This window comes from Pedobacter cryotolerans (assembly GCF_005116475.1).
In the GTDB taxonomy this organism is placed as follows: Bacteria; Bacteroidota; Bacteroidia; order Sphingobacteriales; family Sphingobacteriaceae; genus Pedobacter; species Pedobacter cryotolerans.
Genome location: NZ_SWBO01000004.1, coordinates 419,835 through 431,725 on the forward strand (window position 1 = coordinate 419,835; position 11,891 = coordinate 431,725).

Genomic DNA, 11,891 nt, shown 5'->3' on the forward strand with positions numbered 1-11,891 from the left:
CTTCTGCACATAAAATCCCCTCAAAGTTTGCTAACCTATAATAGCCGATAGTGATTTGGTAAATGATGGGTTGGCTATTAAAACGTAAATAATCGCATTATTTTTTGTTTATAGATCTAATGATAGTGGACATGTAGCCCCGACCTTTAGGTTTGAGCGAAATAAAACGCCTGCCTGCCGGCAGGCAGGGACAGCAGGTGCAAACTTTAATTTTTGAAGAGGCATTGCTTTTAAATGAATATCAATCAGCTTAATAAGGCTCAATTGTCAGCTAAATCTTTAATTGTACCATTGTAAGGCTTTTTTTCAATTTCTAAAATGCGAATTATCTATCTTTGATTCATGGGTTATAAAAGCTTAGCAGAATGCGTTTCTGATCTCGAAAAACACGGTCATTTAGTTAGAATTAAAGAAGAAGTTGATCCCTATTTAGAAATGGCAGCCATACATTTGCGGGTATATGAAAGCCAAGGACCTGCTTTGCTTTTTGAAAACGTTAAAGGCAGTATGTTTCCTGCGGTGTCTAATTTGTTTGGTACTTTAGAGCGCTCGAGATTTATGTTTAGAGACAGTTTAGCCAAAGTAGAGCAATTGGTAGAACTGCGTTCAGATCCGATTAAAGCTTTAAAAAACCCATTTAAATATGCTGGCTCTGCATTAACAGCTTTATCGGCATTGCCATTAAAACAATCCTTATTTAAAAATACATTTCAAAAAACAACCATTAGCAGTATACCGGCCATTGTAAATTGGCCAATGGATGGAGGTCCGTTTGTAACGATGCCACAAGTTTTTACAGAAGATATTGACAAACCTGGAGTGATGAATGGCAATTTAGGGATGTACAGAATTCAGCTAGGTGGTAATGATTATATACAGGATAAAGAAATCGGACTTCATTACCAATTACACCGGGGGATAGGCATACACCAAACTAAAGCCAATGCCAAAGGGCAGCCGCTTAAGGTAAGTATATTTGTAGGCGGACCGCCATCTCATCCTGTTGCTGCAGTTATGCCTTTACCAGAAGGATTATCTGAACTAACTTTTGCTGGTGCATTAGGCAACCGAAGGTTTAGATATTTTAGAGATGAGGAGGGATTTGTGATTTCGGCAGATGCAGATTTTGTGATTACAGGAACAGTATTTCCACAAGAAAACAAACCAGAAGGACCTTTTGGAGATCATTTGGGCTACTACAGTTTAACGCATCTCTTTCCGTTAATGAAAGTGAACAATGTTTATCATAAAAAAGATGCCATTTGGTCGTTTACCGTAGTTGGCCGACCGCCACAAGAGGATACCAGTTTTGGCGCTTTAATTCACGAAATAACTGGTGCAGCTATTCCGCAAGAAATATCAGGTTTAAAAGAAGTTAATGCAGTTGATGCAGCAGGAGTACATCCATTGTTGTTTGCAATTGGTAGCGAAAGGTACACGCCTTTTTTGAAAGAAAAAAAACCACAAGAAATTTTAACAATTGCCAACCATATTTTAGGTAAAAATCAATTAAGCTTAGCTAAATATTTATTTATTGCTGCTAGGGAAGACAATGAAAAACTGAGCACAAATAATATTCAAGAATTTCTTCAGCACATGCTGGAAAGAATTGATTTAAGTAAAGATTTGCATTTTCATACCAATACCACCATTGACACATTAGATTATTCTGGCGATGGATTAAATACAGGCTCGAAAGTAGTTTTTGCAGCAGTAGGAGAGAAGAGAAGAGAATTGATGACTATTTTACCAAAAGAATTTTCTTTACCTGATGGATTTGGAACTTTTAAAATTGCATTGCCAGGTGTGCTTGCCATTGATGGTATTAATTATACTAACGCTGCAAATGCTAAAAGTGAAATAGAAAGCTTGAAACAACATTTAAAAGCAGCAAATTTATCTGGCTTACAAATTATTGTATTTTGCGATGATGCAAATTTTACTGCAGCTACTATTAATAATTTGGTTTGGGTAACTTTTACTAGGAGCAATCCAGCGGCTGATATTGATGGTATAAATGATTTTACAGCCAATAAACATTGGGGATGTAAGGGACCTTTAATTATAGATGCTCGTAAAAAGCCTCATCATGCTCCAGAGCTGATAAAAGATGAAGAGGTAGAGAAAAATATTGAGCGTTTTTGGCAAAACGGAGCATCCTTAAATGGAATATAACAAAAAAACCATTCTAACATTTGTCAGAATGGTTTTTTGTTAATAACTGTTATATTAAAATCTTAATCCAAAAGTTAAGAATACATTGTTTAAAGTGTTTTTAACATCTGCAACTGGTCCATTACCAGAACTTAGCGTATAAGGATTAAATGTGTTATTAGTTTCTACTCTTTGGTAAGCTAAGTCAATAGAATAATTATTCACTCTATAACCTAAACCACCACTATACATTTGAGTATCAAAAAATCCATTTTCATCTGTTTTATATGGACTACCATTTACGCCATAACCGGCTCTTAAACTTAGGTTGTTAATTTTATACTCGCCACCAAGTCTATAGTTTACTGCGCTTTTAAAGTTATTTCTAATATCTGCATTATTAGTTCTAATTAAATCGCTGTCATAATTACCACCATTGGTAGACAATCTTGTGCTTGCATAATCAATAAAATCAACATCAGCAGAAATTATAGCTTGGCTGCCAATTACATAACTAGCACCTAGTGAACCTTTCAATGGGGTTCTTAAATTGTAGGTGAAATCGTAAGTTTCGTTATCACTTGTACCTCTAATTGTTCCACTATTGTCTAATCCTTCTGTATAGCTATCGTCTATAACAAACCAAGTTGGGGTTTGAAAAGTAGCGCCAATTCTTAAGCCTTCTGCTGCACGTACAATTACACCAAGTTTACCGTTTACACCAGAGCCTTTTGTAACTTGACTTTGATTAAATAATAATTTATAATTAATATTTGCACCTGTTAGATCACCATTAGCATCGTATTCTCTTGCTCTTCCTGCTTCTTCGTATTGGGCATCAGAAGTATACCTTAAATCAACTAATCCAATGCTACCGCCAATATAAACGGTATTAGAAATATTTGCAGCGGCAGAAAAATTGAATTCTGATACAGAACCAGCCCTTACTTCATTTTTACGTTGCGCATTACTTTGATTAGCATCTGCAAAGGTTTCTGGGAAATAATTACCAGCCACATTATCAAAACTGATTAGATAATTATCATAAGCCATTCTTTCTAAGCTTCCACCTGTTAAATTATTAGGAGTGGTAGAGCCTGCTATCTCAGCAAAATAATCTGCAATTGAAGTGCTATTATTATTTCCACCGTAGTTTATCTCGGTATGGTAATCGTTATTTCTATTGTAGCCAATTCCAAAAACTGCACTAATTAATCCTTTCTTGGTATCCTGACCACGTTGCTTGTACATTGGCGTATAAAAAACCGCACCTAATTGGTTAATGTTAAGTTGACTTTTATTTGTAGTAGAGTTTTGACCTAGATAGTTTGCATTGATGCTACTTTGATTAAATTCTGGTGTTAAACTAAATTCTGATTTCGTGAATAAGCCAAGTCCAGCAGGGTTGCCACCAAGTGAACTCATATCACCACCAACACCAATTTGAGCATTACCCATCGCTTTAAAGCGAGCCGTGCTACCATAATTGGTTTGCGAAAATCTAAGTGCATCATTTGCGTATTGAGCGTAAGTGGTGCCTGTGGTAGCTACTATAGCTACCACTAACATCGATATAATTTTTTTCATGTGTGTTTGTGTGTTAATTTAGAAATTATCCTCTACCTGGTCTTCCACCACCACCGCCGCCACCTGAGCTACCGCCACCGCCTCTGCTAGAGCCACCACCACCACCTGATGAAGCTGGAGGAGGAGAGCTTTGTCTTTGAGGAGCATAAGAAGGAGCTTGTCTTGGAGGAGCTTCACTTCTAGTCGGTCTAGCAGTAGCTTCACCTCTAGTTGGTCTACTACCAGTTGTATTAGGTCTTGCAACTGTTCCACCATTAGTACCAGGATTATAACTTTCAGCTCTGCTTCTGGTTACACCGTTATTGCCGTAAGTATTTGATCTTGTAGGAACACCATTTACGCTACCTGGTCTAGGTCTGTTATAACCGTTTTCTCCACCTCTATCTGGTCTTGGTCTATAGTTAGCATTTACGTTGTTTCCACCGCCGTAAAATCCGCCACCGAAACCACCGCCCCAACCACCGAAGCCTCCGCCCCAATAGCCAGTACCAAATCTGTTAAAGTTTGAGTTAAAACCCCAAAAAGGATCATAACCCCAACCACCATAAAAACCAAAATTGTTAAAACCGAAGTTGTTAAAGCCCCAATTATTAAAACCCCAACGATTAAAGCCTAAGCCAAATCCACCACCCCAGAATGGATCATAAAATGAATTGTAGCCATAATAATTATAAAATGGGTCGAAATACCCTCTGTTCATGTTACCATAGTAAAACCTGTCTATTCTCGAAGAATAATCCATATCATAATATGGGTCAGATTTACCGTAATAATCATCTACTTCTCCATCTGCAGTTGTATTTTCTACTTGTGGAGCTTGAACAGAAACGGCTGGTTTATATTCTTTAGCCTGAGCAGTTGTGTTGTAAACATCATCCTGAATGGCAGTGTTTTGAGCCACTCTTGGTGCTGAGCATGAAGCAACAAACAAGGCTGTTACCGCAAGCATACTGGTGAATAATTGGTTAGGTTTCATTTTTATATGTGTTTTGTTTGTGTGTTGAACAAAAATTGTAGCTATAAATTTATAGATTTGTAATCTACAATACAAGAAATTTAACACAAAAAACGTTCCAAATAGTTATGAGCAAAGGTATTACAAGTAAAAATGATGATTATTCAGCTTGGTATAACGATATTGTTATAAAAGCCGACTTAGCAGAGCACTCTTCTGTAAAAGGTTGTATGGTGATAAAACCCTATGGATATTCGATTTGGGAGAAGATACAAGCGGTTTTAGATCAAAAATTTAAAGATACAGGTCATAGTAATGCCTATTTTCCTTTGTTCATTCCAAAGTCATATTTTTCTAAAGAAGCTGCTCATGTAGAAGGTTTTGCCACCGAATGTGCTGTAGTGACACATTATCGTCTTAAAAATGATGGAAATGGGAATATTATAGTAGACGAAACGGCAAAATTAGACGAAGAATTAATCGTTAGACCAACATCAGAAACTATCATTTGGAATACGTACAGAGGGTGGATTGAATCTTACCGTGATTTACCTCTATTAATTAACCAGTGGGCAAATGTGGTGCGTTGGGAGATGAGAACACGTCTATTTTTACGTACGACCGAATTTTTGTGGCAAGAAGGACATACCGCCCATGCCACTGCTCAAGAAGCAATTGAAGAAACAGAGAGAATGCTAGATGTGTATGCAGATTTTGCAGAGAATTGGATGGCCGTACCAGTTGTTAAAGGTAAAAAAACACCAACAGAACGCTTTGCAGGGGCACTAGATACCTATTGTATTGAGGCTTTAATGCAAGATGGAAAAGCTTTACAGGCAGGAACCTCTCATTTTTTAGGTCAGAATTTTGCTAAAGCTTTTGATGTAAAGTTTACTAGCAAAGAAGGTAAACAAGAACATGTTTGGGCAACCTCATGGGGCGTATCTACACGTTTAATTGGAGCTTTAATTATGGCGCATAGTGATGATGCAGGCTTGGTTTTGCCTCCAAAATTGGCGCCAATACAAGTGGTTATTGTTCCTATTTATAAGGGCGAAGAAGATTTAGCTAAAATTACCAAATTTGTTGATGAGTTAAGTTTTAAACTTAAAGGCATGGGTATTTCTGTAAAATACGACAGCAGAGATAGTCAAAGACCAGGATTTAAATTTGCCGAATATGAACTTAAAGGCGTGCCAATTCGTTTAGCTATTGGAGGCAGAGATATGGAAAATGGAACTGTTGAGTTAGCAAGAAGAGATACCAGAGAAAAATTTACCGTTCAACAAGAAGGCTTGGATATTTATGTAGCTAACTTATTAAACGAAATTCAAGAAAATATCTATAAAAAAGCACATCAGTTTAGAGAAGACCACATTACCGAAGCTAATTCATACGATGAGTTTAAAACTTTATTGGATCAAAAAACTGGTTTTATTTCAGCTCATTGGGATGGTAATGCAGATACTGAGAAAAGGATTAAAGAAGAAACTAAGGCAACAATCAGATGTATTCCTTTGAACAATAAACAAGAAGAGGGAACCTGTATCGTAACAGGGAAACCTTCTACACAAAGAGTATTATTTGCTAGAGCTTATTAAACTAAACTAGATGTGAGATGTGAGATTTGAGACCAATAAAGGTTGATAAAATTTATCTTACATCTAGCTTCTCATATCTCAAATCTCACATCTCAAATCTTTTAAAAAATGAAATTCGCAACAAAAGCAATTCACGCTGGTCAAGAGCCAGATCCAACAACAGGAGCTGTTATGACTCCAATTTATCAGACCTCAACATACTGGCAAAAATCGCCGGGAGAGCATAAAGGTTATGAATATTCTCGCGGTACAAATCCAACTCGTAAAGCTTTAGAAGACTGTTTGGCAGCATTAGAAAATTGCAAATTCGGCTTGGCTTTTAGTAGTGGAATGGGGGCAACAGATTGCGTTTTAAGATTATTAAAGCCTGGTGATGAAGTGATAACTGGTAACGATTTGTATGGAGGTTCGTATCGTATTTTTACTAAGGTTTATCAAAAATATGGCATCAAATTTCATTTCTTAGATTTGTCTAAGCCTGAAAACATCATTCCTTACCTTAATGAAAATACCAAATTAGTGTGGATAGAGACGCCAACTAACCCAACCATGCGGATTATTGATATTGAAGGTGTAGCAAAAATAACGAAAGAGAACAAAATTCTTTTAGCGGTTGATAATACTTTTGCTTCACCATATTTACAAAACCCTGCAGATTTAGGCGCTGATATTGTAATGCATTCGGTTACAAAATATATTGGTGGTCACTCTGATGTAGTTATGGGAGCATTGTTAGTTAACGATGAGCAATTGTACAAAGATTTATTCTTCATTTACAATGCCTGTGGTGCAACTCCTGGACCGCAAGATTCATTTTTGGTTTTAAGAGGAATCAAGACCTTGCATTTGCGAATGAAAGCGCATTGCGAAAATGGTGAAAAAGTAGCCCATTATTTAAAAACACATCCAAAAATCGATAAAATTTACTGGCCAGGATTTGAAGATCATCCTAACCATGATATAGCTAAAAAGCAAATGCGTGGTTTCGGTGGGATGGTTTCGATCACTTTAAAGGATGCTGATTTACAAGAAACTTTCAGAATTGCCTCTCGTTTCAAAGTTTTTTCTTTGGCAGAATCTTTAGGAGGTGTAGAGTCTTTAATTAACCACCCAACTACCATGACACATGGTTCGATACCAAAAGAAGAACGCGAAAAAGTAGGTGTAACCGATAATTTATTACGTTTAAGTGTTGGAGTTGAGGATATCGAAGATTTGCTAGCAGATTTGGAACAGGCGCTTTCTTAGTATTGAGATGTAAGATATGAGATTTGAGAATGGGATCACAAATGATTTTAATCAATTAAAAGATTTTTTAGATTTTAAAGTTGAGCAATACAATCGGCCTAATTTTATTCCGAATGATCCGATTTGTATCCCACATCAATACAAATTAAAACAAGACATTGAAATTGCTGCATTTTTTGCGGCAATTTTAGCTTGGGGGCAACGTAAAACCATCATCAATAAATGTAATGAGTTGTTTTTAAGGATGGATAATCAGCCTTATGACTTTATGCTTAACCACAGCGATGATGATTTAAAAGGTCTATTAGGTTTCAAACATCGTACTTTTAACGATACTGATTTGTTTTATTTCGTTTCATTCTTTAAACATCATTATCTCCAATCTGATACTTTAGAAACCGCTTTTTTACCTCAACAGCAAATATTTAATTCAGCTTATTTACCTGAAAAATATAATGATGAAAGTTATGTTGAAGTCAGTTCATCGCCCTGCGCTTTAACCGATTTTAAGCCTGATGATTTTACGGCAGAAAAGGCTTTAAACCATTTTAGAAGTTACTTTTTTAGCTTACCGGATTTTCCGAGGAGGACATTTAAACATATTTCATCGCCTTTGCAAAAATCTACTTGTAAACGTTTAAATATGTTTTTAAGGTGGATGGTTAGAAAAGATAATTGTGGTGTTGATTTTGGAATTTGGAATACGATACCTACTTCTGCATTAATTTGCCCTTGCGATGTGCATGTAGATAGGGTAGGAAGATTATTAGGTTTAATAAAGCGTAAACAAACCGATTGGTTAACTGCAGTAGAACTAACTGAAAATTTAATGGAATTTGATGCAAATGATCCTGTTAAATATGATTTTGCTTTGTTTGGGTTGGGGGTAGAGGGGGAGTTTTAATTTTAAACATTAAGAAATTAAGATTATTAAGGAAATAACTCAACCTTCTTCATGCCTTAATGTTTCCATCCTTTTTTCTAATTTAAAAAATGATTTATCTCAAAACAGAAATAGAAAAATATGAGTCTAACGGTGAAAAAACTGGTTGGAGTTATGTGCATATTTCACAAGAAATAGCCGATCAAATTAAACCAAATTCAAGAAGGGGTTTTCGCGTAAAAGGTTTTATTGATGAGTTAGCAATTAACGGACTTAGTGCCACGCCAATTAAAGAAGATGGATTTATCATTCCTTTGAATAAAAATATACGTAAAGCCTTGAAAAAGGAAGAAGGAGCTGTAATTGAACTTCAGTTGGAATTTGATGCTGATTTTAAAATAGAAATGCCTGAAGTTTTGGAAGTGTGTTTGGCACAAGAAGAAGGCTTATTGGAATATTTTTTATCGCTCCCTAAATCACATCAAAATTATTTTATCAATTGGTTAAATACGGCTAAAACCGAACCAACACTTACTAAAAGATTGGTGATGTTGGTAAATGCAATGGCATTAAAACAAGATTTTGGATTGATGATACGATCTAACAGACAAAAAGACTAATGCTGAAAACCAAAGAAACCATTCCATTTTTTTTACCGTAACCCTAAATTTATTTTACTGCTTAGCTTCCCGCTTAGCTACAGATTAGGGTCTGATTATCTATGAAGAAAATGGAAACAGATGCTGAAATAAATTCAGCACGAATCGCAAAACCTATCTTTTATAATTCCTAAACCAACTATTTACTTTCATCTGGATAACGCCCAAAAAAGCTTCCCTAAAAATTCTGGTGCTCATTTTAGAGGTTCCTTCTGTTCTGTCGGTAAAAATGATAGGGACTTCTACCACATTAAAACCGTATTTAATTGCCGTAAATTTCATTTCTATTTGGAAAGCATAACCCACAAATCTAATCTTCTCCATAGGTATGGTTTCCAACACTTTTCTGCGGTAACATTTAAAGCCAGCAGTTGCGTCTTGAATGTTTATTCTAGTAATTAAACGAACATACATAGAAGCGAAATAAGACATTAAAACTCGACCCATTGGCCAGTTAACAACGTTTACACCTTTAACATAGCGTGAGCCAATGGAAACATCGGCACCGCCATTTACAAATTCACTCTCTGGTACACAAGCTCCTCTCAGTCTAATTAAATCATCAGGATTGTGAGAAAAATCGGCATCCATTTCAAAAATATATTCAAAATCTCGCTCCAAGGCCCATTTAAATCCGTGAATGTAAGCTGTTCCCAAACCCAATTTTCCTTTGCGTTCTTCTAAATGTAACTGAAAAGGAAATTCTACTTGCAGTTTTTTTACAATTGCTGCAGTACCATCTGGAGAACCATCATCAATAATTAATACATCAAATGAGTACGACAAAGAAAATACTTTACGAATTATTTTTTCGATGTTTTCTTTTTCGTTGTAGGTTGGGATAATGACTAAGCTATCTGACAATTTGAATTACGATTTTAGATTTTAGATTGAACAAAATTAGGGATTAAAAACCAAAAGCCCGAAAATTTCTTTACGGGCTTTTGGTTAAATGTTGTTAAAATATGTTTTAATGAACGCCGTGCATTAATTTTTTAACTAATGGTGTTAGCAGCATCACTAATAAACCTAAGCCAATTGGAATTAGCGTGAAAATTAAGAAGAAAGTCGTCATCGAGTATTCTGCAGTAATTTGATCAATTACACCTCCCATTGTGCCGGCTATTTTATTACCAATTGCAATTGATAAATACCAAATGCCAAACATGATACCGATCATACGTGCAGGAACCAATTTACTAACATAAGAAAGTCCAACAGGAGAGATGAATAACTCACCCAAGGTGTGAAATAAGTAAGCTATAATTAACCAAATCATGCTTACAGAGGCAACCTTAGCACCCGAAGGGATATCGCTTGAGCCATAAGCTAATGCAGCAAAGCCGATTCCTAGTAAAATCATTCCGAAGCCATTTTTCATTGTTGCAGAAGGGTTATATTTACTCTCCCAAATTTTTGAAACCAATGGCGCACATGATATTATAAATAGTGAGTTGAGTACGCCAAACCAAGTAGCTGGCACTTCTGCTTTATCATCAGCATACTGATTTTTAAGCATATAAATTACAATAACCCAAATAATTACAAAGCCAATTGCTAAAATAACATTCCCTAAAGCGTACTTTTTAAATGTTTGTCTAAAAAGCATAATTAATACATAAGTAATAATTACCATTGGAATAACCGTAATTAAGGTGTTGCCAATGTTAAAAGCCACTTTTGCATTGCCCTCTAATATTCGTAAGGTATAATCTTTTGCAAAAATTGTCATCGACCCACCAGCTTGCTCAAACGAGGCCCAAAAGAAAATAGTTATAAATGCTAAAATAATTACCGAAATCATCCTTCCTCGTAATACTGGCGTATACTGAGATGTTCGTTTAACTAAAAGAAAGATAAATAAGACTAAAGCTGATAAAATCATCACATTACTACCATCCCAATTTCCTACTTTAAAGTCGAAAACGTTTATTGAGGTAATTTTAGAAAGCGGATCGTTAATGATCCAAACTAATCCGATAATAGAGATAATGGCAATAATAGCAATATCAAACTTTGAAAATGGATTTCTGGTTGCTTCATCTACACTTTCATTTTCATCTTTTTGATTACCTCCAGCTTCTGGTTTTAGGCCAATGTTGCCAAAAATGTTTCTAGTAAAATAGAATTGAAGCATGCCAACAAACATAAAAATACCTGCCAAACCAAATCCATAACTCCATCCCCAATTTTCACTTTCACCAATGTATCCACAAAGTAACATTCCTAAAAAAGCTCCAGAGTTTACACCCATGTAAAAAATGGTAAAAGCCCCATCTTTTTTCTCTGGATGTTTTTCGTACATTTTAGACACTATTGAGTTCATGTTTGGCTTGAAAAAACCTATACCTACAACCAATAAACCTAATCCGATGTACATAAAAACTGGATTAAACTCCATTGCCATAGATAAGTGGCCTAGTGTCATTAAAAAAGCACCTACAATAACGGCCCACCTAAAACCTATAAATCTATCGGCAATGTACCCACCTAAAATAGGGGTTAAATAAGCTAATCCGGTATATGAACCGTAAATTGCTAAAGCGTGCTCTCTAGGCCAACCCCAACCTGGGTTATCACCAATTATAGAAGAGGTTAAAAAAAGCACCAAAAGCGCCCGCATACCATAATAAGAAAATCTTTCCCACATTTCTGTGAAAAATAGCACAAATAAGCCTGCAGGATGGCCTAAGACTTTATCTTTAAAAAAGTCGTTGCTAGTGTCAATAGATGTTTGCATAAAACATTAGTTAGTTTCAGTTTATAATCTGTGTGTTAGTTTCAACTCGCAATATATATACCTG

Annotated in this window: 9 protein-coding genes; 5 read left to right on the top strand and 4 right to left on the bottom strand. The window is 35.7% G+C overall.

Annotation, left to right across the window (positions count from 1 at the left end):
• Positions 1 to 342: 342 nt before the first annotated feature.
• Positions 343 to 2,175 (top strand): UbiD family decarboxylase, encoded by a 1,833-nt coding sequence (locus tag FA045_RS09730; protein WP_136876872.1) that lies wholly within the window; start codon positions 343 to 345, stop codon positions 2,173 to 2,175.
• Between the two features lie 54 nt (positions 2,176 to 2,229).
• Here FA045_RS09730 and FA045_RS09735 read toward each other — a convergent pair whose 3' ends face one another.
• Together FA045_RS09735 and FA045_RS09740 are read right to left on the bottom strand one after the other, a co-directional pair.
• The gene (locus FA045_RS09735) at positions 2,230 to 3,741 is read right to left on the bottom strand and encodes an OmpP1/FadL family transporter (protein WP_136876873.1); all 1,512 of its coding nucleotides are present in this window, start codon (positions 3,739 to 3,741) and stop codon (positions 2,230 to 2,232) included.
• Positions 3,742 to 3,766: 25 nt separating this feature from the next.
• Positions 3,767 to 4,717 carry a hypothetical protein gene (locus FA045_RS09740; RefSeq protein ID WP_136876874.1) on the bottom strand — a complete coding sequence of 317 codons (951 nt, stop codon included), beginning with the start codon at positions 4,715 to 4,717 and terminating at the stop codon, positions 3,767 to 3,769.
• Between the two features lie 107 nt (positions 4,718 to 4,824).
• Between FA045_RS09740 and proS the strand changes: the two genes are divergently transcribed.
• The 4 genes from proS (at position 4,825) to FA045_RS09760 (ending at position 9,048) form a co-directional block, all read left to right on the top strand.
• Positions 4,825 to 6,297 carry a proline--tRNA ligase gene (proS, locus tag FA045_RS09745; RefSeq protein ID WP_136876875.1) on the top strand — a complete coding sequence of 491 codons (1,473 nt, stop codon included), beginning with the start codon at positions 4,825 to 4,827 and terminating at the stop codon, positions 6,295 to 6,297.
• A gap of 108 nt (positions 6,298 to 6,405) precedes the next feature.
• The gene (locus FA045_RS09750) at positions 6,406 to 7,545 is read left to right on the top strand and encodes a cystathionine gamma-synthase (protein WP_136876876.1); all 1,140 of its coding nucleotides are present in this window, start codon (positions 6,406 to 6,408) and stop codon (positions 7,543 to 7,545) included.
• Between the two features lie 16 nt (positions 7,546 to 7,561).
• The gene (locus tag FA045_RS09755) at positions 7,562 to 8,449 is read left to right on the top strand and encodes a TIGR02757 family protein (RefSeq protein ID WP_136876877.1); all 888 of its coding nucleotides are present in this window, start codon (positions 7,562 to 7,564) and stop codon (positions 8,447 to 8,449) included.
• 89 nt (positions 8,450 to 8,538) lie between these two features.
• The gene (locus FA045_RS09760) at positions 8,539 to 9,048 is read left to right on the top strand and encodes a YdeI/OmpD-associated family protein (protein WP_136876878.1); all 510 of its coding nucleotides are present in this window, start codon (positions 8,539 to 8,541) and stop codon (positions 9,046 to 9,048) included.
• A gap of 153 nt (positions 9,049 to 9,201) precedes the next feature.
• Here the strand turns inward: FA045_RS09760 and FA045_RS09765 are convergent, their stop codons facing one another.
• Together FA045_RS09765 and FA045_RS09770 are read right to left on the bottom strand one after the other, a co-directional pair.
• The gene (locus tag FA045_RS09765; RefSeq protein ID WP_136876879.1) at positions 9,202 to 9,951 is read right to left on the bottom strand and encodes a polyprenol monophosphomannose synthase; all 750 of its coding nucleotides are present in this window, start codon (positions 9,949 to 9,951) and stop codon (positions 9,202 to 9,204) included.
• Positions 9,952 to 10,057: 106 nt separating this feature from the next.
• On the bottom strand, positions 10,058 to 11,827 hold the full coding sequence (locus FA045_RS09770) for a peptide MFS transporter (RefSeq protein WP_136876880.1): 1,770 nt from the start codon (positions 11,825 to 11,827) through the stop codon (positions 10,058 to 10,060).
• Between the last annotated feature and the right edge of the window lie 64 nt (positions 11,828 to 11,891).